Origin of the sequence: Methanosarcina soligelidi, assembly GCF_000744315.1 — an archaeon.
Taxonomy (GTDB): Archaea; Halobacteriota; Methanosarcinia; order Methanosarcinales; family Methanosarcinaceae; genus Methanosarcina; species Methanosarcina mazei.
In genome coordinates this window covers 3,778,892-3,801,077 of the sequence record NZ_JQLR01000001.1, presented here as the reverse complement: position 1 = coordinate 3,801,077, position 22,186 = coordinate 3,778,892, and the positions used below count along the sequence as shown (strand labels likewise).

Sequence of the window (22,186 nt, the reverse complement as noted above, 5' to 3'; positions counted from 1 at the left end):
ATATGATTTAAAAAGTCGATTCCAGGTTTAAAAAGTAGATTAAATCTCTCTTCAGGAAACAAACCTGTAGAAAGAATCTTTATTTTATCCGGATTACTTCCCGGCTTTACCATCACCTGTTCAAACAAGTGTCCAGTCAAGCGGTTTGTCTTCAGAGTTGTAGAGTGTAACTCTCATGGTCTTATCTTCTATTTCATAAATCGGCCTGATTCCAAGATAAAATGTGTCTCCAGGGTTTATTTCAATATCCCCGTTAACCCTTCCGAAGTACACCCTTCCTTGTGTGCCTTTTTCTTCAACTGTCACACCTTTCCAGGCCAGATTCTTGATCACACTTATAACACTGCACTCAAAACGGTCGACTTCACGTATTTCACTCATGGGAATCCCTTTTAAATCTTGTTTCGGATATCGTTAAGACTTTACTGAAATATGGTTTCTGATAGAAAATAATGATCTCCATACATAAAACTATCCCAGAGGATTCAACGGAAAAAGTATCTTTAATTTTTTTAAATTTTATAAAAAATAATACATAAGAGAGGTGTCTGAAAAAAATAAAATATAAGAGAGGTGTTTGAAACTTTTTATAAAAAGAAATAGAGGACACTTCTCTTTAATTTATACGTACAGGTTATACGTACAGGTGGGTCGGGTCCGGCATGAAATCTTTCCTGCCCAGTCTTGCAAGGGCTTTTTCAAAGTCTTTGCCGGTGACAATTTCCCTGTCTTCGATAATTGTCTGGTGCAGGGCGGTTTTAAGGATTTTCTCGACAATATCCCTTCCGGAAAGCCCTTTCGCTTTCTTTGCGAGTGCCTGAAAATCACACTCTTCGACACCCAGAGGGAAAGTTTTCACATTTGATTCCAGTATATGGACGATTTCTTCTTCTCCCGGAAGGACAAACTCTATTTCCTCTTCAAACCTGCTCCTTACTGCAGAGTCCAGGGAATTTATCCGGTTTGTCGAACAGATGGTACAGACTCCGTCGCGTTCGATAATCCCATCCATTTCTGTCAGGAGGGCATTTACAATTTCGCTGACATCCCCTCTGAGCTCCTGAAACCTTCTGTCAAGGGCTATTGCATCAAGCTCATCAATGAAAATTATGCAGGGAGCCATCTCCTCTGCCCTGTCATACAGCTGATGGATCTGGCGGGCTCCGTCTCCCACATATTCTCCTATCAGCTGGGTGGCTTTGACAGGAATGAGCGGAACATCGGTTTTGTTTGCGAGGGCTTTTGCAAGCATGGTTTTTCCCGTTCCGGAGGGTCCGAAAAACAGGATGTTTCTTGGCGCCCATTTTCCGAATCGTTCGGGCTCTTCAAGGAAGCGTTCGATCAGCCTGCATTTCTGCTTTGCAAGTTCCTGCCCTATGACATCTTCAAATATGACATCGCCTTTAATCTCTGAGGAAGAAGGAATTCCGCTTTCCTCTTCGGTTACTATAATTGAAGTTGAGCTGCCTATCATGGATTCTGCGGGTTCCACATCTATAATGCGGTATGCAAAGTCAGGGAACATTCTCCTGTCAAAGAGATAGTCCCCTTTGCGGGCGACATATCCGCTCCACTGTTCCCGTGCATAGAACTCAAATACATCCCTGTTTTCAATAACCGGATACTCTTCCATCATCCCGCTCAGGGGGTATCCTTCAGGTTTCAGGATAAGAAGTTCGGATGTGGACTTCGTAAATTCGGTATTGTTTTCATGAGTCTTTTTCGCATTCACTCGTTGTGAGACTGGTCGCACTTTGTTATCAACTCGAATACTTTTCTATATCCTATACTGACATGAAGGGCTAATAAAATTAACCCATGATCCTGCCCCTGGATTCGATTGCGAAAGCCTTCTCCTAACTCTATATAAAAAAATATTCTTTGTTCAAAAATGTTTTTTCCTGGTAAATGTTTCTTCCCGGTGAACTGTTTTTCTGGTGAACTGTTTTTTTTGCTACTACTTCTGTGATGTTATTGTATTCTTTATGATCTGTAAAGTTACCGTATCCTTATGACCTGTAAAGTTACTGTATTCTTTATGTTATATCTGTAAACTATCATTGAAATTCAGGTAAACATTATATATTCAGATATTTAATCTACAGATGTGAATCCTGAATGATATCACGTTGATGTAAAATATTTATAGGAGTACGAATAAAGAACTTATTGTTTAGAACCCGACTGGATAAATGATTATGCAGGCCTTATTAATTAGCTGTTTGAGTAAAAAGGCTTTCATAAAGAGTTCTTTGCAAATTTCCTGATTTATTCGTTTAATGTATGATGAAATAAACCAAAGGGAAAGCTAATATATTAGGGCAATAATATAAATCTTTTAATTATCAAATTGAAACTATTTTCTATAATAGTGAAAGCTGATAATTAATTATCAGTATATTATCTGATTAACACATTTGTATTGTATCGTATTAATGTAGAAAGTTAAACAACGTAAAAAAAGTTAAGCATCTAAGTTGCTTCCAGAGTATGATTTGTATGTTTACTATGGAGAATACGGAAGGTTTCGACCAGAAAACTCTTGACAAAATGAACGCTGAAGTCAAAAAGAGTATGAGCAAGCACGACCCAAAGTCGAAAAATTATAAAAAAATCTGTGAACAGGTTGAGGATCAGGTTTTCGACAAGTACTGTTCTGAAATATTCAGACCATCTCTTAAACTTTAAACCTTGCCGCTGGATAGCACTTATCCCGGTAAGTTTTTATTTTTCTTCTATTTTTTCTTCCATTTTTTTCCACTTTTCCTTCTATTTTTTTCCACTTTTCCTTCTATTTTTTTCCACTTTTCCTTCTATTTTTTTCCACTTTTCCTTCTATTTTTTCTTCCATTTTTTTCTCTTTTTCAGTTCTTGCATACCCGGAAGCCAATTATTTTTAAAAATATTTGTACTGCCTATTATACATTATCCGGAATTTCATCCTCTGCTATCTTACTTTTTTTGAACGTTTCTGTCTATTGAGAACTTTTTTATATTCAGGACTCTTATTTTCAGTTATGATTTCTTGCAGTAAAAATAGAATCCTGAGTTTATTTCTGGTTATGCTTTTGCTTGTTTCTTCGGCAGGGGTAGCTTCCAGTGCCGGTGATGTTAAACCTGCCAGCACCTTTAAAACTTCTGTTAATTCCAGTGCAGAGAACGATCTTTATTCCGAATTAAGCGCGCAGATGGAGCTTTACAACGAGAACTTTGATAATGTGCCCTCGCTTGTTCAAAGGCTGGTTGGAAGTGAAGAGATTGCCGGGAGAATCAAGCTCAACAATGGTGAGATGCTCTATGTAACCTTACTTATGAACGGTGGAAAAGTAGGAGACTTTTACAGATATGATACTCCTAACGATCCTAATTCTAAGTTCGGTCCTACCATAACCGTTGAATCCGATGAAGACACAATAAGAGAGATCCTTAATTCGGATGACCGGTTGAGAAAATCTGTAGAAAAAATGAACGACGGATCGCTTAAGGTAGAAATAGAAGGTTTTTTCCGAAAAACCGTGCTCTGGAGCATAAAGCAGCTATATTCGTAAGCGGACAATATATTTATGAGTTTCAAAAAGTCAAATCAGTATATAAAACCGGTTCACGGACTAAACTCAAAAACGAAATAAACTTCAAAAATTAATACAGGAAATTTCCCTCCTTAACCTGTAAGAGAAAAAGAGGGAGTTTTCGAAACTCCTTTTTTATATCTTTTTATCGGATTCTCAGTGCTTGACCACTTCTCCGGGAACTGTGGCTCTCCCTTTTCCCATTACGACCCCAATATTTATGCTTGTATTGATGCCTGTATGCACATCATCCCCCATTATCACACCGAGTTTTCGCCTGCCCGAATCTATAATCCTTCCTTTCAGCATTACTTTTATGTTCTTTCCGTCGTGGCGGAGGTTTGCAACTTTCGTGCCGGCTCCAAAATTACAGCGGCGCCCTATAACACTATCACCCACATAACTCAGGTGACCAATATGAGTGCCTTCCATAACAATTGTATTTTTTACCTCAACGGCATTCCCTATCCTTACTTTGTTGCCTATTGCTGTTGATGGGCGGATAAAGCAGTTAGGCCCTATATCGCAGTAATCTCCTATTACCACAGGTCCTTCGATATAAGCCCCGCTCCGGATAAGTGAGCCTTTTCCTATAGCGACCTCCCCTCTTAAAGTAACGTTTGGTTCAACATTACCCCGGCAGTATCCTTTCAGGGTTTTTAAGAGGTGCTCGTTTGCTTTCAGGAGGTCCCAGGGGTAACCTATGTCAATCCAGCTGTCTCCGAGAAGGCTGTAACCTGCAGGCGCTCCACTGTCGATCAGCATCTGGATGGAGTCTGTTATTTCAAGTTCTTTTCTTACAGAAAGCTCTGTCCTGTCAATAAAGCCAAAAATTGACTCCCGGAAGAGATAAATTCCGGCGTTTGCAAGCTTTGTTGGGGGGTTTTTTGGCTTTTCAATTATCCTGATTACTCTCTCTCCTTCAGTTTCAAGCACTCCGAAATCCGAGGGATTTTCTACCTCTTTTACGCAGATAACAGCTTCCTCTTTTCTTTCAAGCAGGGATTTTAAATCAGATTTTTCTATGAGCATGTCTCCGTTAAGCACAAGGAATGCTCCTTCAACGTGCCCTCTGGCATAGCCTATAGCATTTGCAGTCCCTAACTGCTCTTTCTGCTGCACGTACTCAATGCTCACTCCCCATCTGCTTCCGTCCCCGAAGTGAGTTTTTATCTGATCTTCCAGGTATCCTGTAATGAAGACAAAACCTTCAATGCCTGCTTCAACAGCCGAATCAAGGATATGTTCGAGTACGGGTTTGTTTGCTACCTGAAGCATCACCTTCGGGCAGTCGGAAGTAAGAGGTTCCATCCTTGTGCCTTTTCCTGCCACAAGGACAACAGCTTTCATTTAAGCGCCTCCTTCACTATTTTTTCTGCCATCTCATAGATCCCATCCACATTTTCCCGGGCTTCTGCAGTAATCCTGACTTTTGCTTCTGTGCCTGAAGGCCGGACAAGTACCCAGCCGTTTTCAAGTTCAACGCGGATACCGTCAATGTCAAGGACTTTTCCAAGAGGTTCCAGTTTTGATTTTGCCCGTTTCATAAACTCGGCTTTCTTTTCGTTTGCACAGGGTAAAGCGCCTCTCTTTGTGGCATAGACCGGAAGTTCTGCCCTTAATTCACTTAATTTCTTTTCATTGACAATTTCAACAAGTTTTGCAGCTGCATAGATCCCATCCGGGCAGTAAGAGATCTTCGGGAAAATCCAGCTTCCGGAGGGCTCTCCACCGTAGATTGCTTTGCACTGCTTTATGCCCTCTGCGACATAAACGTCCCCTACTCTCGTCCTTATGATTTCCGAGCCTTCAAGGTAATCGTCTACCATAAGAGAGGTATCCACAGGCACAACAACCGACCCTTTTTTGTCCCCGCACTCAAAACGCCCGAATATTGCAAGCAGTTCGTCTCCGGAAACGAAATTGCCTTTTTCGTCCACTGCCATCATCCTGTCTGCGTCGCCATCGTGAGCTATCCCAAGGTCAGCTCCGAATGCCACAACTGCTTTTTTAAGCAGGGAAAGATTCTGGTCATTTGGCTCGGGGTTTCTTGCCGGGAAATGCCCGTCAGGCTGGGAATTCAGGGTTATTATCTCGCAGCCGAGTTCCTGGAGGAGATAAGGGGTGATTGTACTCCCAGCCCCGCACCCGCAGTCAAGAACCACACGCAGCTTAGACTTTCCTACAAGACCCTCAATCATGTCCATGTGGTCTATGATGGCATTCTCGTCTTCAGCAATTTTACCTATTAAGTCCCAGGTAACCCGGGAAAAGTTTTCCTTTTCTATAGCTTCTTCAATCTCTTCCTGCTGGGCTGAATCAAAAGCCATCCCATCAGGGTTCCACAGCTTTATCCCAACATACTCCGAGGGGTTGTGGGAAGCTGTAACCATTACACCACACTCGTATTTCCTGGCTGCATAAGCAAGGGTGGGAGTGGTTACCATGCCTGCTTTTGTTACGTTACAGCCTGCCGCGGTCAGCCCTGCAACAAGGGCGTGCTCTATCATGGGAGCCGAAACCCTTGGGTCTCTCCCTATTACAGCAGTCTTTTTCCGGCTTCCGAGCACAAGTCCCACCTTCAGTGCAAGTTCGGGCGTAACTTCCGTATTGACTATACCTCTAATTCCTGAAGATCCGAAGAGTTTCATAAATCCCACTCCATATTTCCTGAAGTTCTATTTTTTCTGAAAGCTTGTTTATGGTTTAATTAACCGATCATTTAATAGTGGTGTATTTATTCTACAGTTACACTCTTTGCAAGGTTACGGGGCTTGTCAATAGCGCAGTCCCTGGCAAGAGCAGTGTAATAAGCAAGCAACTGAAGTACGACAACACTCAAAAGGGGAGCCAGAAGTTCGTCACACGAGGGAACTCTCAGGACAACGTCAGCATATTTTCCTATTTCAGTATCATTGATATTGGCAACTGCTATTACATACGCGTCCCTGGCTTTCACTTCTTTTATATTACTGAGCATCTTCTCATAAGTCTGCCCTTTCGTGGCAATCGCAACCACAGGAGCCCCTTCGTCAAGCAGGGCAATAGGGCCGTGTTTCAGTTCCCCTGCAGCAAAGCCTTCGGCATGTACATATGAGATCTCTTTGAGCTTCAGGGCTCCTTCGAGTGCTATGGGGTAGCTCAGGTGCCTTCCAAGGAAGAAATAGCTCTTTGAACAGGCAAAGTTCTCAGCACATTCCCTTATCACTTCTTTCTGGTTGAGGATCTGCTGGATCTCCCCCGGGACCTTTCTGATTTCCGTAATAAAACTTTTCACGTAGTCAGGACTGAGTTTGCCCCTGACGAGAGCGAATTTTACAGCGAGGAGATAAAGGAGGATAAGCTGGGTACTGAAAGTCTTCGTGGCAGCAACCCCTATCTCTGGACCTGCCCGGGTATAGAGAACACTGTTTGCTTCTCTTGTTATTGTGCTTCCCACCACATTTGTGATTGCAAGGGTGGGGCAGTTGTAAGACATGATTTCCCGAACAGCTGCAAGTGTGTCTGCAGTCTCTCCTGACTGGGTAATAGCAATTGCGAGGGTCCCTTCATGCATAACAGGGTTTCTATACCTGTATTCGGAGCAGATGTCAATATCGCAGTGAATTCCTGCCAGCTGTTCAAAAAGGTATTTTCCCAGCAAGCCTGCGTGCCAGGAAGTCCCGCAGGCGAGAATCTGAACCCTTGACAGTTTCTTTATTTCGTCATCATTGAGGTTCAGCTCCTTTAAGTATATGGCTCCTTCAAGCTCCGAGACCTTTCCTGCCAGGGTATTGTGGATTGCGCTGACCTGCTCATGGATTTCTTTAAGCATGAAATGTTCATAACCTGCTTTTTCCGCAGCTTCAAAGTCCCACTCTATTTTTTCTATCTTCTTTTCTTTGAGTTTTCCTTCCCTGTCAAATATCTCCACGCTGTCAGGTGTCAGGACTGCGGTCTCAAAGTCATCGACAAAGATTACGTCTCTGGTATGAATCAGAAAAGCAGTCACATCAGATGCAGCAAAATTTTCCCCTTTCCCGAGCCCTATAACCAGAGGGCTATCCTTGCGGGCAAGAACAATTTTTCCCTGCTCGTCCGCAGAGATTACTGCAAGGGCATATGACCCTTCAATCTCTTTTAAAGCTTCCCTGAGCCCTGCAAGAAGATTATTCCGGGCTTCTTTTCCATCCGGGCTTCCATATATGTGTTTGTGCAGAAGATGTGCGATAACTTCGGTATCGGTTTCGGATTTGAATTCATAACCTTCTCCGATAAGCCGCTCTTTTAGCGCCATGTAATTCTCAATAATCCCGTTATGTACAAGTGAGATTTTTACAGGGTTTCCTCCCGAATTATGGGGATGGGCATTTTCCGTACTTGGGCGGCCGTGAGTTGCCCAGCGAGTATGTCCTATCCCGATAGCTCCTTTCAGGTTTTTCGGAATTTCCGATTCAAGATTTATGATTTTTCCCACTGCTTTGTATGTCTCAACTCCGCTTCCAAGGACAGTAACCCCTGCGGAGTCATATCCCCTGTATTCGAGTTTTTTAAGAGATTCTATTATAACCGGCGCAGCAGCATTTCGCCCTGCATACCCTACAATTCCACACATTTTTTATCTCCTTCTTACGAGCTTAGAGGACCACCGAATCACGGGACAGGTCTCTGTAAATTGTATTTCCGGACTCTACCTGACAGTTTACCGCTATCATTACTCCGGCTTTAACAAGCACTCTGCCTCCTATGCGGTTGTCGTCCCCGAGTATAGTGCCGAGCTTTGGGGCTTTATGGACCTTGCAGTTTATGTTTATCTCAAGGTTTTCCTTTTCCTCTGCGGTAAAACCTGGGCCAAGTGTATTATTGCTTCCAATTATAGAATTTGAAATCTGTCCATGGGAAGAAATCCTGCAGTCATTCATTATGATGCTGTTCTGTATTTCGGTAAAGGACCTTATGGACACGTTGTCTCCTATAGTAGTGGAGGGCAAAATTACTACGTTAGGTCCTATATCACAGTTTTCCCCGATTACAACGGGACCTACAATATAGGTTCCGGAACGAATTATTGTGTTTTTCCCTATTGCGACATTTCCGCGGATTATTACTCCTTCTTCGAGCTCTCCTTCCTGCTTCAGGTTTTTGGAGGCATTTAATACGGTTGCATTCGCTTTCAGGAGGTCCCACGAGTGAACCGCGTCCAGCCATTTTGATTCTGTAGGGATTGAAGTAACCATTTTCCCCTCATCGATCATAAGCTGGAGAGTGTCGGTTATTGCATATTCTCCGTTTTCGGATATTGGGGTCTTTTCAATGGTTTCAAAGACCTGCGGCGTAAAAATATAAATTCCTGTATTTACAAGGCGGCTTAAGCCTCCGGGCCTTTTTTCCAGAATCTGGGTAACTTTCTTCTTTTCTTTCAATACCACTCCATAACCTGCCGTATCTTCCATTCTTACGGTTAAGAGGCTTGCATCACCTTCATAGTTATTAAGGAGGTCGGCGATGGTTTTAGGCTCTACAAGGTTGTCCCCGTTCAAAACAAGAAATTCGGAATCTTCGGGCCCTATCAGTTTTTTCGCCTGCTCAATTGCATGAGCTGTTCCAAGCTGGGCCTTTTGCTCCACATATGATATGTTTACCCCGAAATTAAGCCCGTCTTCAAAATAGTTCATGATGCGCTCTTTTTCATACCCGACAACCAGGATGATCTCTTTGATTTCGTTTTTTTCAAGCGAAGATATGACATGTTCCAGAATGGGCCTGTTAGCTACAGGAAGCATTACTTTGGAACGAGTAAGTGTAAGAGGCCTGCAGCGCAGTCCTTCCCCTGCTGCGAGGATAATAGCTTTCATAGAGTTAAAAAACATTTTTTAGAATTTATACATTCCCTTCAAAACCTGATGGATTAATATATAAAACTATATTTATACAAAATGACTCTTTAAAGACATTGTATATAATATACAAATGAAAAGCGGTTCAACAAAAGGAGAAAAATATATATAAAAAGCAGTGATTTTCTCTTCTAAAATATAAAGTAAGTTTCTGCTGTTTTTTCGAACATGATTAGAATATTATCTGTATTTTTCAGCTTTTTTCAAGCGGTTTTCAGGCCCATAAAGACAGTTTCTGCCCTGAGATAGCTTTAATGAACTGAATGAAGTGTCTGCTTTATATCAGGTAGGATAGGAAGGGCCAGAAACAGGTTAATATAATCCTTTACAACAGGTATATCATATATTTAAACGGTTTCCGTTTGCAGTACTTTATAAGTTTTTTGCTCATAAGAAGCTATAACTACCATCGACAGTAAATCTACAAATAAATCCGCTGATTTATTTAAAGGAAAATAGATACTGACCGGGAGTCGGATACTGAGGGGGGAATCAAATGAAATTTCGCTTTATTATAGTCCTGCTGCTTGCAGCCTCTCTTTTTTTCAGCGGCTGCGCGGAAAATAATCAAAATAGAGAGAATAATACGCAGCCTGCAGAAAAAGTTGTGATAGGAACAAAACTTTTCCAGGAATCCTATATTACTGCTCATATGGTTTCGCTTTTGCTCGAAGAGCAGGGGTATGATACTGAGGTCAAAGAGAACCTCGGAGGCACGCTTGTAAACTACGAGGCTTTGAAAAAAGGAGACATCCAGTCCTATATTGAATATACAGGGACAATTTACAGCCAGATCCTGAAAAAACCGCCTCTTGAGGAGTGGGACCCTGAAGTGGTATATGAAGAGTCAGAAAAGGGCATGCTTGAAAGCGATGGAGTAGTAATCGCATCAAGCCTGGGATTTGAAGATGCCTACGCTATAGCTGTTGACAGGGAATGGGCTGAAAACCAGGGAGTAAACACGATAAGTGACCTTGAGCCCTATGCTTCGGAAATGTCGGTGGGCACTGACCCGGAGTTTGCCACAAGAGAAGACGGGCTTCCGCAGCTTGCCCGCGTTTACGGATTTTCATTCAAAAACTACAATTCAATGGCTCCGGGCATAATGTACGAAGCTATGGAGAACAATGAGGTTGATGCTATAAGCGCTTATACCACGGATACCCGAAACGACCTCTACGGCCTGAAAGTGCTTGAAGACGATAAGCACGCTCTTCCTCCTTACGATGCCGTTGTTCTTGTTACCGAGTCCTTTGCAGAGGATAATCCAGAAGCCATGGAGGCACTTTCACAGCTTAATGGCAGGATTGACCAGGACACCATGAGGCGCCTTAATGGAGAATATGACATTGAAGGCAGGTCTGCAAAAGACATTGCCAGGGATTACCTGATAGAAGAAGGCCTGATATCTTCCTGAACACCGCATGTTAAGGCTCTGCCCATGTCATTCACAAAACTTTTTGACCGGATAGATTCAGTCCGACTTGAGAATATTACAAAAAAATACGGGGAGCATTTTGCCGTAAAAAACCTGAACCTGGAAATCAAGGGAGGAGAACTCCTTATTCTTATAGGAAGGAGCGGTTCGGGAAAGACAACGGCTATAAGGACCATAAACCGCCTTATAGAGCCTGACTCCGGTGCAGTGTTTATAAATGGGGTCGATACGAGAGAGTTTGACCCTGTCCGCCTGAGGCGGAATATCGGTTATGTGATCCAGAATATCGGGCTACTCCCTCACCTCAGGATCTCGGAAAATATCGGCCTGCTCCTTAAACTTGAGGGCTGGAAAGAAGAGAGGATCAGAAAAAGAGTGGGTGAACTGCTAAGCCTTGTTTCCCTTCCTCCTGAGAGTTTTATGGACCGCTACCCTCATGAACTGAGCGGAGGCCAGCAGCAGAGGGTCGGGCTTGCGAGAGCAATGGCTATGGACCCTCCTCTTTTTCTTATGGATGAACCTTTCGGCGCGCTTGATCCTCTCCTCAGGACTCAGCTTCAGGATGAGTTTTTCAGGATAAAAAAAGAGCTCGGGAGAACCATTGTTTTTGTCACGCACGATATTAACGAAGCTTTCAGGCTTGGAGACAGGATTGCAATTATGAATAATACCGAGCTCGTTCAGGTCGGGACCCCCGAAGAATTGATTTTTTCGCCAGCCAGTGACCTTGTTGCTGAAATCGCGGACTCAAAAAGGAAGTACAGGCATATAGATGCACTGAAGGCCGGTGACATGATGCAGCCTATTAATAGAGAATTAACTCTGGACCCCGAAATGCCTGCAGAAACTGCCCTTGACCTTATAGTGAGGAACGGGCTTGAACTTGCTTTTGTCACGTCCCCGGAAATTTCTGGACGGATTGGTTTAAACGATGTCCTGAAAGCCAGATCTGAAGGGAGAGAACTTAAAGAAGCCATAAAGCCCCTGCCCCTTTTCTCCTCCGGGGCTCCGCTTCTCGAAGCCCTTACAGAGCTCAAGTCCAGAGGAGAATCTATGGGGCTTGTAGTCGCAGATAACGAACCTGTCGGTGTCCTTTTTTCGGACCGGGTTCTCCAGAATCTTATTTGAGTTTACTTCGAGCCTTTTCAGTAGCGATCAAGGTGAAAAACAGCAGCCTGCCCGAAACATGAGATACTTTCTCTATGAGGCTGGAAGGGCTGGACGCCACTTCTTTATTTCCTGGCTTACCGCCTGAGCCCTTCCCCACAGTGATAGCAAAAATAATTACCCGCATACTGAAGAGATGATCCGGTTTAAAACCAAACCATGTGCAGAGGTACAGGAGCATATACCACTTGAGGTGATCGTATGATTATTGAAGGTCTGAATGATTTCACTGCAGAAATAATAAGAGTCTGGAACACTCAGATGCTCTCCCTCCGCACAGTTGAACATCTCTACATGTTTTTCTTTGCCCTCTTTTTTTCTATCCTTATTGGTGTAGTCACAGGAGTTCTTACCTACAGGAACCAGAAACTTGCAGGCCCGGTCCTTAACGGCCTGAACGTTGTGGAAACAGTCCCTGATGTGGCTCTGCTTGTCCTTCTGCTTCCCATATTCGGGATAGGTGCCGCACCGACAATAGTTGCTTCTATCCTCTATTCCATTCTCCCTATTGCCAGAAATACCTATACAGGCCTTTCAAACGTGCCCAGGGAATACATAGAAATTGCCGAAGCCCTGGGACTGACTCCCCGAGAAGTCCTTTTTAAAGTCCGTTTTCCCCTTTCCCTGCCACTGGTTGCCGGAGGCGTCAGGATTGCGGTCGTATTTACAATGGGGGTTGTAACCCTTGGAGGTCTGATTGCTGCAGGCGGGCTTGGGGCTGCCCTTCAGAACGGAATTCAACTCTATGATATGGGCACAATCCTTGTTACGGGTGCCTGGGTGGGGCTTCTTGCAGTGCTTCTGGACGGAATTGCAGGTATAATAGAAAAAATTCTTAAAGCGAGGTACGGGACATGGTCATAACTGCAGAAATTCTTGAGGCAACGCTTGAGCACCTTTTCCTTGCTTATACGGCTCTTCTTGTCGGAGCCCTTGTATCCGTTCCTCTGATATTCCTGTCCCTCTATAATGCAAAACTTGCTTCTCTCGTAATGAGGTTTTCCAACCTTGTTCAGGCAGTTCCCAGCTTTGCGGTCGTGGCTGTGGTTGTGCCTTTAATCGGGATTGGTTTTTTTCCAGCTGTTATAGCCATAATGTTAAGGGTATTGCTCCCCATAGTCAAAAATACATACATAGGCCTTTTCAACGTGGACCCTTCCCTGCTGGACTCCGCAAAAGGCATAGGGATGACCGATTTTCAGGTTCTCAGATATGTAAGGCTCCCAAATGCTTATCCAGCCATCTTTGCGGGCATAAAGTTTGCAGCTATCCTTGCCAACAGCATTGCGGTCCTTACAGCCCTTATAGGTGGTGGGGGCCTGGGGTCCATGATTTTCGAAGGACTTACAAACTTTAATACCAGCAAAATACTTGCAGGGACCCTCCCTGTCATACTCATAGCCCTTTTCCTTGACTTTTTCTTTTCAGCACTGGAAAAACGCTTAACTCCGGAATATCTTAAAAAATCAGGTTAAAATAAAAACCAGATGTTTTATGAATCTTTTAATAACAGGCTAAATTTATACATTATTCTTTTAAACTGGAGTTCCGGGAAGAAATTTTTCGGGAGCTGCCAACAGTCGGGATCCGGACCTCTATGGAAAATCGTATGATTAAATATGCATAATCATCAGATATTTTATGTTTTTTTGGTGATATTCTTTGATATCCTTCCGTTTAATTTATCCCTGATGTTTTCCTAATCTTTTAGTGAGTAATACATCTTTGCAGGGAGTCTCATGCTTGATCCTATACTCTTACTTGGACTTGTAGTTGCTGTGCTCGTTATGTCTCTTGCCGCAAGGGCACTCAGTTACTATTTTCGGCTCCCTTTTATCATTTTTCTGCTGATCGAAGGAATTATTGCCGGGCCCGAAGTCCTCAACCTGCTCGACCCTGCACTCTATATCGAAGGGTTGAGCGCCATCGTGGCAATCTCAATATCCGTGATTGTTTTTGATGGAGGGCTCCATATTGACCTGAAGCATATAAGGATGGTTCAGGAAAGCGTCCTCAAACTGACAACAATAGGAGTCCTTGTGACTTTTCTGGGGACCACAGCCCTGACCAGTATTCTGATAGATATCCCTCTTGAAATTGCAGCCCTATTCGGAGCCCTCGTCACTGCTACAGGACCTACAGTGATAACTCCTATTGTCAGAAATATCCAGATTAGCCACAGGCTTGGTAAAATTCTTGAACTTGAGGGGGTGCTGAATGATGCTGCAAGTGTAATCCTTGCGGCCATGGTCTTCGAATGGGTTGCAGCAGAACTTTCCGGGACTGATGCTGTAATCTTTATTTTTTACAGGTTAGGGATAGGAATTGCGCTGGGGTCTTTGAGTGGGTTTGCCCTTAGATGGTTTTTCACCCGGAAGATAGCGTTCAGCAAGCAGACTGTAAGGCTGGTTTCCCTGACTGCGGTATTTGCCTGTTTCGTCCTTTCGGAATACCTGGGTAATGAGTCAGGGATTCTGGCGGTAGCTATCTTTGGGATCATACTCGGGACTTCGGAGTTCCCTTATAAGGAGACTATCAAGGAGTTCAAAGGCGATATCGTCACTGTGATGCTCTCTCTTATTTTTATCCTGCTTGCGGCAATGCTTGAATTTGAAGATATCCAGAGAATAGGGGTAAGCGGGATAGTCCTTGTATTGCTTCTCGTATTTGTTATCCGCCCTATGGCGGTTTTCATCTCCATGTGGAACTCTCAGATCCGCACAAACGAGAAACTTTTTCTGTCCTTTATCGGGCCCAGGGGTGTTGTCCCGACTTCGGTTGCGACTTATTTTGCAATCAAACTCGATTCTATGGGAATTCTGGGTGGGCAGAGCCTTGTAGGGCTTGTTTTTCTTACGGTTATTATCACGGTCTTTTTGAGTGGAAGCCTATCAAAAAAAGTGGCAGAAATGCTGGAGGTAATCCCTATGGAAATTCTTATTATTGGTGGAGGAAAGGTAGGTAGAATCCTTGCCGAACGTTTTGACAGAAGAGGAGAAAATGTAATTGTTGTGGATATTTCAGAGAGCAACTGCAAGAAATGTATGGAACTTGGGATCCGGACAATCCAGGGCGATGCAGGAGATGTAAATATCATGAAAAAGGCAGGAATAGAGCATGCCAAATATGTGGTTACAACAACCAATAAGGATGATACCAACCTTCTCTTCTGCCAGATTGCCAAAACCTGTTTCGGATTCAGGGGTGATCAGCTGGTAGCCAGGGTAAATGAGATAGAAAACCTTCAGGCTTTCTGGAATCTGGGAATACGCGCCATTAGCCCTTCAATGACCACTGCAGTGATGCTTGAAAATATGATCGGAAGGCCTCATCTATTTTCCATGTGCGAAGTAGGGGGCGAGGGAGACATAATGGAAGTCAAGGTCACGAATCCCAGGGTGGTCGGAAGAGCTATCAAGGATATCCAGTTCCCTGAAAAAAGTCTCCTGGTTATGGTTCAGCGGGGGAGTGATTCTATTATCGCTCACGGAAACCTTGTACTTGAATATGAAGATATAGTAACCATCATTGGGGAAGGAGACGCAGCCAAGCAGACTGCCAGCACACTTTATAAGTAATTTCGATTAATATGTGAGATCTCCTCTGCCGGAAAAACTGTAAGACAAAAATAAATCTGTGAAAAAATAAATCCGTGAAAAAATAAATCTGTAAATCCGGCATAAATCTGTAAAACAAACATGAAACTATAGGATAAACACAAAACATTCAATTTTTAAGGTCCGGAAATGGAATTTGATATAATATTTTAATATATTTTTAGCTCCTGGGAGGAGCCTAACATCCCAAACTTTATTAATATGAATGCACAATCTATTCTAAAGTTGCTAAAAAACTTCTATTAAGCGACTGATTCCACTAATAATGTTAATCACAATATGAAATATTTATTACCAGAAAGTGCCTTGTGGATAGGCCACTGGATAGTTACTGGCAATATAAATAAGATCTAAAAATAGATCTACCGGACGAATTATTCCACCGCCATAATGACTATCCGGTTGCCTGAATAATTAATAAAATACATACTTGAGGAATATGAGGCTAATTTCGAGCAGAGACAGGAAAAGGAAAATTGAGGCTCTGAGAGGACGGGACTGCTTTAAATGGGGCAAACTCAGTTCTCAAAACCGGGTTGAGACTATGGAACAGGCGTCTTTTCAGGTTGCAGTTCATTGTTACAATTTTTAAGGGACGACTTTGCTCCATATCATACGAATACTTTCACCCCGCATCACTCAACTTTATATCCTCTGCTGCAGTAATTTAGAGTGCCTCACAATAAAATTATGATAACCATGAGGCTTGCGGAGAATGAAATATGAAACAAACTGCAGAATCCATTAGAGACCGGTTTATGAAACTCGGCATCGATGTTCCTGTTGAGGACATCGAAAGCAGACTCGACGAGCTGATTAAGAAGTTCAAGGTACCTTCTAACGAAGCGCAGCGCAGCGTAACAAACTACTTTTTGAAGAAATACTCCATTCCTAAAAATGAGTTTTATGTCAGGCAGGCTGAACCCCAGCTCACCAAAATTGTGGACATTGTAGAGAACGGGCAGTGGGCAAACCTTAAAGCAAAGGTTATTCAGCTGTGGGAAAACACTCATGAATCCATTTCTCAGGTCGGGCTTCTTGGGGATGAGACAGGAATCATAAAGTTTACCATCTGGAAAAATGCCGAACTTCCCCTTCTTGAACAGGGGGAAAGCTACCTTCTAAGAAGCATAGTTGTCGGGGAATACAATGACAGGTTCCAGGTCCAGGTTAACAAGAACAGTTCCATAGAGAAGCTCTCCGAGCCCGTTGAAGTTGGAGGCGGCGATTTCACTCCAGCAGCAAGGGAAGCTGAGCTGAGAAATATTGCTGACCTTACAGGAAACCAGTGGGCAACAGTAAGAGGGAAAGTTATCCAGCTCTGGGAGAACTCCCACGAATCTATAGGACAGGCAGGGCTTATAGGGGATGAGACCGGAGTCATCAAATTTACTAACTGGGCAAGTTCCGAGCTTCCGGATATGGAAGAGGGCAGGAGCTACCTGCTGAAGAATGTTGTTGTTAACGAATGGAACGGCAAGGCTCAGGTCCAGCTTAACAGGTCAAGTTCCATAGAAGAGCTCGACGAAGATATTGAAGTAAGGACCTCCATGTCTTCCTATTTCGGGGCAATGGTGGATATACAGACCGGTTCCGGGCTCATAAAACGCTGCCCTGAATGTAAAAGGGCTCTTGTTAAAGGGGCATGTGCAGAACACGGTAAAGTTAAAGGGGAATATGACCTCAGGATAAAAGCGGTCCTCGATTCCGGGACTTCCACTCAGGACGCCCTTATCAACAGGGAACTTACGGAAGAGCTTTCAGGCATCTCTCTTGACAGCGCCATTGCAATGGCTGCAGACGCTCTTGATCCGGGAGTCGTACTGGACAAGCTCAAACACGAGCTTGTCGGCAGGTATTATACCATCACCGGTCACAAGCTTGACCGCTATATCCTTGTAGAATCGATTACTCCACGGACTTCCCTTGACAGGGAGCTCCTTGACCAGATGCTTGCTGAACCGATTGCTCAGCCGGAGGTGGAGTAAATGGCAGGCTTCTTCAGAGAAGCGGCTCGCAGGGTTTTTGCCCGGGAGCTGAAAGACTCGAACCTCACCTCAAAGGATGAAAGCGACCAGTATGCCCCTCAATATCTCCTTACCCCCACAGGGGCAAAAGTGAACCGCATCTTTATTGTGGGCACACTCATTGAAAAAGAAGACATCGGGACCGACTCCGAATACTGGAGGGGCAGGGTTTCCGACCCAACAGGTTCCTTCCTTATTTATGCAGGACAGTACCAGCCAGAAGCCGCTCAGTTCCTTGCAGAATGCGAACTTCCGGCTTTTGTTGCCGTAATCGGCAAGACCAGTACCTATACCACGGACGACGGAAATGTCCTGACCTCAATCCGCCCTGAGTCTATCCAGCAGGTAGACGAGCTGACGAGGAATCTCTGGGTACTTGATACTGCAAAGCAGACCCTTGAAAGGATAAGAGCTGTTGAGGCACAGGAAGACCCCAACGCAAGGCTTGCAAAAGAGCACTATTCCATTGATACTGAAATTTACCGCGAAATGGTGAAAAAAGCTCTGGAATCACTTCAAGATAATACCTGAAAAAAGTAAAGCCTTAACTGAATAAAAATTATATTAAACAGTGGGAAATTCAGGGAATTTTTATCCTGAATTTTTTTACTTTTTATAACGAAACTTTATTTTATTGCCTATTTTTTTTACCTGTTTTTCTTATTCCTTTCCGGATTTCTTTCCAGATAGTTTCCCAAAATTAATATCTTGAAGGAATTACTTCTTTTTTTCCGGGATTAGAAAAGTAAAAGGCAAAATCTTGATAAATAAACGAAGCAGATATAAAATAAGTATTGTGTGCTTGAATTAGAACCTGTGCTAAAATTTATCAGTCAATCAATAAAATGAGATGATCCTGTGAAAACCTATCTTGTGGTCTGGTTTAGTAGCGAGGGAGTCCGTCCGTCTGAGGTCAACCAGAGGCTGCTGTCCCTGGGCTTTGAGCCCATGCAGGGCAGCTATGATTTTGTATATAACTGGAACAGCAATGTTGGTGTTGAAAAGATTCTCGAGTTTGGGGACAAAGTTTATCTGAGCCTTCAGGGCACCGGTGTAATGTTCAAACTGGAGACTATGTAAATTTTTGGTTTACTGAATAAGCAGTTCCAGAGACCTCACCTAGCGAGGCATGTGCCTAGTTCCGGCATTTAAGATTCCTTCCGTATCCCGGAATCTGGCATTTAAGACCCCCTCGAGTTTTAAATTTCCACCCCCATTTTTACTCTCACTTTTATTTATGGCCCTCTTCTTCTTTTTGCCTTTTCAGGGCATCCCGGAACTTTATATATCCGCAGCTGTCTCCTTCCAGGGTAATTATCCTTCCTTCTATGCTCCCTTTTTCGATTATGAGTTCTACAACACTTGGGTTTGACATCCTGGGCTTTGTAGGAGAACCCGGGCATACAAGCATTACATCCTTCCTTTCAATTATAGGGCGGTGGAGGTGCCCGAAAATCAGGACATCGACTTCCATTTCTTTTGCCAGGTAGCCCTGTGCGGTCGTGTCCATCACTGAGAGCCCTGCCTCGTGTACCACTCCTATCCTTACCCCTTCAACCTCAAATTTCATCCTTTCGGGAAGGAGCTTCCTGAGTTCGGGGCTGTCATCGTTTCCGGAAACGGCTTTCAGCTTGCCGCTGGCAGTAAAAGCCCGGTATGCTTCTACAGTGCTAAAATCCCCTGCATGGACAATAAGGTCGCAGTCTTCGAGAAGGGTTTGAAGCTGTCCCGGGATCTCTCCTGTCTTGAGATGGGTATCGGAAAGTATAATCAGTTTCATGGAAAACCTCCGTTATAAGTAAAATATACCATTTTAAGATAAAAATGTACAGCGTAAACTTCGGGAAGCCTTGGAACCAGGCTTAAATCCGGAATTCATACTTGAATCCGAAATCATACCGGGACCTGTAATCCATACTTGAATCCGAAATTATACCAGGACCTGTAACTCATACTGGAACCTGCAATTTAATTTACATTAAAAAAGTAAGTTTCGAGTTCCGGATACGTGGAACCCAAAATTAAATATAAAACGTTAAAAAGACTCTTATTCGACTGTCAGGTCAACGAGTTCATACTCGAGGTTTTCGGTTTCCAGCCTGTTAAGAAGAGCAGAGACCTGTTCGTCCACAGAAACCACAAGGGATGAAAGCCCGTGATATGCAGCCTCAATAACGGATTCGTTTGTCCCGAACATTACATTCGGGCTTATGCCTATCTTGCGGAGTGCGATTAAAGACTCAACGCCTATTGCTGCTATATAGGGTTTTGCGTCTGCCAGCATCTTCAGGCGCTCGAGGTCAACTTTTCTTGACCCTCCGCGCTCAACCCTTGGAACCTTGCAGATCGTGATGGTTGCATTTTCCAGGTCTATAAGGCCCTTGAGGCTGGTTACTCCCACATCTTCTCCTTCAGCAGCGTCGGATATAATGGCGCCTGATGCGCCTGTTACTTCCCTGCTGCTTACATAGAGGAGTCCGTGATCCATTTTCAGGTAGACCTGCTGGCCCTCTTTGACCTCCTCTCTTGTAATGGCTGTCCAGGTAGAGACATGGCTGATTATATCCTCCATGACAAAGCGGGCATACTGCTTCATTTCGGTTGCATTCTCAAGAACCCACTCTACGCCTTCTTTCGTTATCCTGTACCGGACACGGCCCTCGGTGACGATCAGCCCGTCATTCACAAGCTCCTTAATGTATTCGGAAACTGCCTGGGGGGTTATTCCTATTTTTGCGGCAATTTCTTTCTGCCTTACATTGGGCTGGTGGGCTGCAATCTCAATGAGGACCTGAAATTTGGTGACTCCGCTCTTGGTCTGGAGGATTTTAATCATCAATCGTAATTCTCCTCTACATCTTCAATTAATTTTAATCTCTGCCCCATTACTGAAAGCCTTTCGGACCTGCGGGCAACAGCACAGATATAGAACGGATTCCTATTAAGAGTCCTGGTGAGGTTGCTCATCGAGGTATTGCCTTCTTCTACCAGTCTTTCAAGTTCCTCCATAGCGTCCTTAACCTCTTCATAAGGCTTGAAGGTCAGCATAATAATGTCGCTGAGGTCTTCAAAAGAACACTGGAAGTTCACCTGGACCTTTGAATAAGAACTGTGGTATTCTTTCGAGGGTTTTTGCCCTGCTTCGGGAACTCTCCACTGGCTTTCAAGGAGCCCGGCTTTTTTCAGAATATGAAGGCTTTTTGATGAGTCTGTGCCTATAAACTCATCGATTTCCGCTCTGGTCATCCATTTGTTAGAAAGTGCGTCGAATATTTTTTTATGGGTTCTGGATCCAAAAGTCCTGAGTAATGGTACTAAATAGGAAGGATCGTTAATTATTCGAGTTCGTTTACCCATTTATGTCCTCTCCTTCTCGCCTTATCTTATCAGTTTCAAATATAATAAAGATTTGTAATGTAATTATTCGTTATAAGCAATCTCAAGCCCTTCGGGCCCGTCCCAGGAAAAGACAGGGGCAGTGCGTTTAACTCCGCGCGTCTTTTCATGCAAAGCATGGGCAACAATAGGAAGGGCAATGGTAGCGTCCACAAAAACCTGCACTTTTTTTGCCTGAGCTGCAACCTTGCCCCAGGAAACCGCTTCGTCAAAAGTGCAGCCTGAGAGCCCACCCCAGTGAGGAGAGTCCGAGGTATACTGGATAGCATATTCATGCCCCGGAACGTCCATTCCCAGAATAGAAGCTATCACTTCGGTCTGCTGGATAAAATTCTTCGGGACTCCTCCTCCTACATAGACCACGCCCGTATGCCCTGACTTTTCAACGATCTGTGTGATTTCGTCAACGTCTTTTATCTGGTCTATTTCGAGTTTGAGCCCTCTTCTCCTTGCAATGGTAAGCCCTATACCTATGGAACTGTCCGATAGGGCGGGCACGAATATGGGGACGTTATGCCTGTATGCACTTACTACTATCGAATCCTCGGCAGCTCCTCTCCTTACGAGCTCCTTCCCAAGAAGGTACATAAACTCTCTTGAAGAACAGCTTATCTCCCCGATTTCCTCTGCAAAATCCGCAATCAGGTTGTCTGCGTTCCTGAACTCTTCTTCAACTGCAAAGACGTCATAAATCCTGTCCACACCGTGTTCAAAGAGTTTTTCATCATTGGCAAGATGAGAGCCCACATAATGTTTTCTCCCGAGGGCTTCGTGAGAATCATGGAAGAGGTTTGCTCCTGTGCTTACAAGGCAGTCGATCATTCTTTCCCGGATAAGGTAAGAAATAACCCTGCGCATGCCGGCAGGAACCATGGCTCCGGACAGGCCCATGAGTACGGTAGTGTCCTTTTCTTTGAGCATGTTGCTCCATGCCTGAACAGATTCCGCAAGCTTTCTGCCCTGAAAACCTGTCCTGAGCATTCCGTCCATTAATTCGCTTACAGCCCTGTCCTTTACATCAATCGGAATTGTCGGGGTGTTAGTAAATACATTGTGATGCATACCATTCTCCATATAAATATAACAGATTGCGATA

At 43.9% G+C, this 22,186-nt stretch carries 21 protein-coding genes; 10 read left to right on the top strand and 11 right to left on the bottom strand.

Annotated features, from left to right (window positions below; translation table 11 throughout):
* Positions 1 to 120 precede the first annotated feature (120 nt).
* Both M886_RS16220 and M886_RS16215 read right to left on the bottom strand, forming a co-directional pair.
* The gene (locus M886_RS16220; protein ID WP_011032259.1) at positions 121 to 381 is read right to left on the bottom strand and encodes a hypothetical protein; all 261 of its coding nucleotides are present in this window, start codon (positions 379 to 381) and stop codon (positions 121 to 123) included.
* Between the two features lie 253 nt (positions 382 to 634).
* Positions 635 to 1,753, bottom strand: coding sequence for an AAA family ATPase (locus M886_RS16215; protein WP_011032258.1), 1,119 nt, complete (start codon positions 1,751 to 1,753; stop codon positions 635 to 637).
* Positions 1,754 to 2,499: 746 nt separating this feature from the next.
* Between M886_RS16215 and M886_RS16210 the strand changes: the two genes are divergently transcribed.
* Positions 2,500 to 2,688 carry a hypothetical protein gene (locus tag M886_RS16210; protein WP_048038048.1) on the top strand — a complete coding sequence of 63 codons (189 nt, stop codon included), beginning with the start codon at positions 2,500 to 2,502 and terminating at the stop codon, positions 2,686 to 2,688.
* 374 nt (positions 2,689 to 3,062) lie between these two features.
* Entirely contained in the window at positions 3,063 to 3,548 is a 486-nt protein-coding gene (locus M886_RS16205) for a hypothetical protein (protein ID WP_015411007.1), read from the top strand.
* Between the two features lie 177 nt (positions 3,549 to 3,725).
* Here M886_RS16205 and glmU (M886_RS16200) read toward each other — a convergent pair whose 3' ends face one another.
* The 4 genes from glmU (M886_RS16200) to glmU (M886_RS16185) all read right to left on the bottom strand — a co-directional run bounded on the left by glmU (M886_RS16200) (position 3,726) and on the right by glmU (M886_RS16185) (position 9,403).
* Entirely contained in the window at positions 3,726 to 4,919 is a 1,194-nt protein-coding gene (glmU, locus tag M886_RS16200; RefSeq protein WP_048051514.1) for a bifunctional sugar-1-phosphate nucleotidylyltransferase/acetyltransferase, read from the bottom strand.
* Positions 4,916 to 6,220 (bottom strand): phosphoglucosamine mutase, encoded by a 1,305-nt coding sequence (gene glmM / locus M886_RS16195; protein ID WP_048051513.1) that lies wholly within the window; start codon positions 6,218 to 6,220, stop codon positions 4,916 to 4,918. Before glmM ends, glmU (M886_RS16200) begins: the two co-directional genes overlap by 4 nt.
* 86 nt (positions 6,221 to 6,306) lie before the next feature.
* Complete coding sequence (gene glmS / locus M886_RS16190; RefSeq protein WP_048051512.1) at positions 6,307 to 8,163, bottom strand: glutamine--fructose-6-phosphate transaminase (isomerizing); 1,857 nt, start codon at positions 8,161 to 8,163, stop codon at positions 6,307 to 6,309.
* 22 nt (positions 8,164 to 8,185) lie between these two features.
* On the bottom strand, positions 8,186 to 9,403 hold the full coding sequence (gene glmU / locus M886_RS16185) for a bifunctional sugar-1-phosphate nucleotidylyltransferase/acetyltransferase (RefSeq protein ID WP_048038047.1): 1,218 nt from the start codon (positions 9,401 to 9,403) through the stop codon (positions 8,186 to 8,188).
* Between the two features lie 538 nt (positions 9,404 to 9,941).
* Here glmU (M886_RS16185) and M886_RS16180 point away from each other — a divergent pair.
* On the top strand, positions 9,942 to 10,862 hold the full coding sequence (locus tag M886_RS16180; RefSeq protein ID WP_048051511.1) for a glycine betaine ABC transporter substrate-binding protein: 921 nt from the start codon (positions 9,942 to 9,944) through the stop codon (positions 10,860 to 10,862).
* A 24-nt stretch (positions 10,863 to 10,886) separates the two neighbouring features.
* Positions 10,887 to 12,011 carry an ABC transporter ATP-binding protein gene (locus M886_RS16175; protein WP_048051510.1) on the top strand — a complete coding sequence of 375 codons (1,125 nt, stop codon included), beginning with the start codon at positions 10,887 to 10,889 and terminating at the stop codon, positions 12,009 to 12,011.
* On the opposite strand, the gene M886_RS18760 is transcribed toward M886_RS16175, so the two are convergent.
* Positions 12,004 to 12,177 carry a hypothetical protein gene (locus M886_RS18760; protein WP_155401200.1) on the bottom strand — a complete coding sequence of 58 codons (174 nt, stop codon included), beginning with the start codon at positions 12,175 to 12,177 and terminating at the stop codon, positions 12,004 to 12,006. The genes M886_RS16175 and M886_RS18760 overlap by 8 nt on opposite strands.
* 74 nt (positions 12,178 to 12,251) lie before the next feature.
* Here M886_RS18760 and M886_RS16165 point away from each other — a divergent pair, with 74 nt between their 5' ends.
* The 6 genes from M886_RS16165 to M886_RS16140 all read left to right on the top strand — a co-directional run bounded on the left by M886_RS16165 (position 12,252) and on the right by M886_RS16140 (position 18,774).
* On the top strand, positions 12,252 to 12,914 hold the full coding sequence (locus M886_RS16165; RefSeq protein ID WP_048040376.1) for an ABC transporter permease: 663 nt from the start codon (positions 12,252 to 12,254) through the stop codon (positions 12,912 to 12,914).
* Entirely contained in the window at positions 12,905 to 13,525 is a 621-nt protein-coding gene (locus tag M886_RS16160; RefSeq protein WP_048041897.1) for an ABC transporter permease, read from the top strand. The genes M886_RS16165 and M886_RS16160 overlap by 10 nt, the downstream gene beginning before the upstream one ends.
* Before the next feature lie 264 nt (positions 13,526 to 13,789).
* On the top strand, positions 13,790 to 15,628 hold the full coding sequence (locus tag M886_RS16155; protein WP_048051508.1) for a cation:proton antiporter domain-containing protein: 1,839 nt from the start codon (positions 13,790 to 13,792) through the stop codon (positions 15,626 to 15,628).
* Between the two features lie 761 nt (positions 15,629 to 16,389).
* Positions 16,390 to 17,655 carry a replication protein A gene (locus M886_RS16150; RefSeq protein WP_048051507.1) on the top strand — a complete coding sequence of 422 codons (1,266 nt, stop codon included), beginning with the start codon at positions 16,390 to 16,392 and terminating at the stop codon, positions 17,653 to 17,655.
* Complete coding sequence (locus M886_RS16145; protein WP_011032246.1) at positions 17,656 to 18,225, top strand: RPA family protein; 570 nt, start codon at positions 17,656 to 17,658, stop codon at positions 18,223 to 18,225.
* 327 nt (positions 18,226 to 18,552) lie between these two features.
* The gene (locus M886_RS16140) at positions 18,553 to 18,774 is read left to right on the top strand and encodes a hypothetical protein (protein ID WP_011032245.1); all 222 of its coding nucleotides are present in this window, start codon (positions 18,553 to 18,555) and stop codon (positions 18,772 to 18,774) included.
* A 151-nt stretch (positions 18,775 to 18,925) separates the two neighbouring features.
* Here M886_RS16140 and M886_RS16135 read toward each other — a convergent pair whose 3' ends face one another.
* The 4 genes from M886_RS16135 to M886_RS16120 all read right to left on the bottom strand — a co-directional run bounded on the left by M886_RS16135 (position 18,926) and on the right by M886_RS16120 (position 22,152).
* Entirely contained in the window at positions 18,926 to 19,474 is a 549-nt protein-coding gene (locus M886_RS16135; RefSeq protein WP_048038042.1) for a metallophosphoesterase, read from the bottom strand.
* Positions 19,475 to 19,741: 267 nt separating this feature from the next.
* Positions 19,742 to 20,530 (bottom strand): DUF7839 domain-containing protein, encoded by a 789-nt coding sequence (locus M886_RS16130; RefSeq protein ID WP_011032243.1) that lies wholly within the window; start codon positions 20,528 to 20,530, stop codon positions 19,742 to 19,744.
* Entirely contained in the window at positions 20,530 to 21,051 is a 522-nt protein-coding gene (locus M886_RS16125) for an ArsR family transcriptional regulator (protein ID WP_011032242.1), read from the bottom strand. The genes M886_RS16130 and M886_RS16125 overlap by 1 nt, the downstream gene beginning before the upstream one ends.
* Positions 21,052 to 21,114: 63 nt before the next feature.
* The gene (locus tag M886_RS16120) at positions 21,115 to 22,152 is read right to left on the bottom strand and encodes a deoxyhypusine synthase (protein ID WP_048051506.1); all 1,038 of its coding nucleotides are present in this window, start codon (positions 22,150 to 22,152) and stop codon (positions 21,115 to 21,117) included.
* Between the last annotated feature and the right edge of the window lie 34 nt (positions 22,153 to 22,186).

Bases quoted from the DNA above. Each gene is read 5' to 3' on its own strand.
- M886_RS16220 (WP_011032259.1), bottom strand. From the start codon at position 381: ATGAGTGAAATACGTGAAGTCGACCGTTTTGAGTGCAGTGTTATAAGT.
- M886_RS16210 (WP_048038048.1), top strand. From the start codon at position 2,500: ATGTTTACTATGGAGAATACGGAAGGTTTCGACCAGAAAACTCTTGAC.
- M886_RS16205 (WP_015411007.1), top strand. From the start codon at position 3,063: ATGCTTTTGCTTGTTTCTTCGGCAGGGGTAGCTTCCAGTGCCGGTGAT.
- glmU (WP_048051514.1), bottom strand. From the start codon at position 4,919: ATGAAAGCTGTTGTCCTTGTGGCAGGAAAAGGCACAAGGATGGAACCT.
- glmM (WP_048051513.1), bottom strand. From the start codon at position 6,220: ATGAAACTCTTCGGATCTTCAGGAATTAGAGGTATAGTCAATACGGAA.
- glmS (WP_048051512.1), bottom strand. From the start codon at position 8,163: ATGTGTGGAATTGTAGGGTATGCAGGGCGAAATGCTGCTGCGCCGGTT.
- glmU (WP_048038047.1), bottom strand. From the start codon at position 9,403: ATGAAAGCTATTATCCTCGCAGCAGGGGAAGGACTGCGCTGCAGGCCT.
- M886_RS16180 (WP_048051511.1), top strand. From the start codon at position 9,942: ATGAAATTTCGCTTTATTATAGTCCTGCTGCTTGCAGCCTCTCTTTTT.
- M886_RS16175 (WP_048051510.1), top strand. From the start codon at position 10,887: ATGTCATTCACAAAACTTTTTGACCGGATAGATTCAGTCCGACTTGAG.
- M886_RS18760 (WP_155401200.1), bottom strand. From the start codon at position 12,177: ATGCGGGTAATTATTTTTGCTATCACTGTGGGGAAGGGCTCAGGCGGT.
- M886_RS16165 (WP_048040376.1), top strand. From the start codon at position 12,252: ATGATTATTGAAGGTCTGAATGATTTCACTGCAGAAATAATAAGAGTC.
- M886_RS16160 (WP_048041897.1), top strand. From the start codon at position 12,905: ATGGTCATAACTGCAGAAATTCTTGAGGCAACGCTTGAGCACCTTTTC.
- M886_RS16155 (WP_048051508.1), top strand. From the start codon at position 13,790: ATGCTTGATCCTATACTCTTACTTGGACTTGTAGTTGCTGTGCTCGTT.
- M886_RS16150 (WP_048051507.1), top strand. From the start codon at position 16,390: ATGAAACAAACTGCAGAATCCATTAGAGACCGGTTTATGAAACTCGGC.
- M886_RS16145 (WP_011032246.1), top strand. From the start codon at position 17,656: ATGGCAGGCTTCTTCAGAGAAGCGGCTCGCAGGGTTTTTGCCCGGGAG.
- M886_RS16135 (WP_048038042.1), bottom strand. From the start codon at position 19,474: ATGAAACTGATTATACTTTCCGATACCCATCTCAAGACAGGAGAGATC.
- M886_RS16130 (WP_011032243.1), bottom strand. From the start codon at position 20,530: ATGATTAAAATCCTCCAGACCAAGAGCGGAGTCACCAAATTTCAGGTC.
- M886_RS16125 (WP_011032242.1), bottom strand. From the start codon at position 21,051: ATGGGTAAACGAACTCGAATAATTAACGATCCTTCCTATTTAGTACCA.
- M886_RS16120 (WP_048051506.1), bottom strand. From the start codon at position 22,152: ATGCATCACAATGTATTTACTAACACCCCGACAATTCCGATTGATGTA.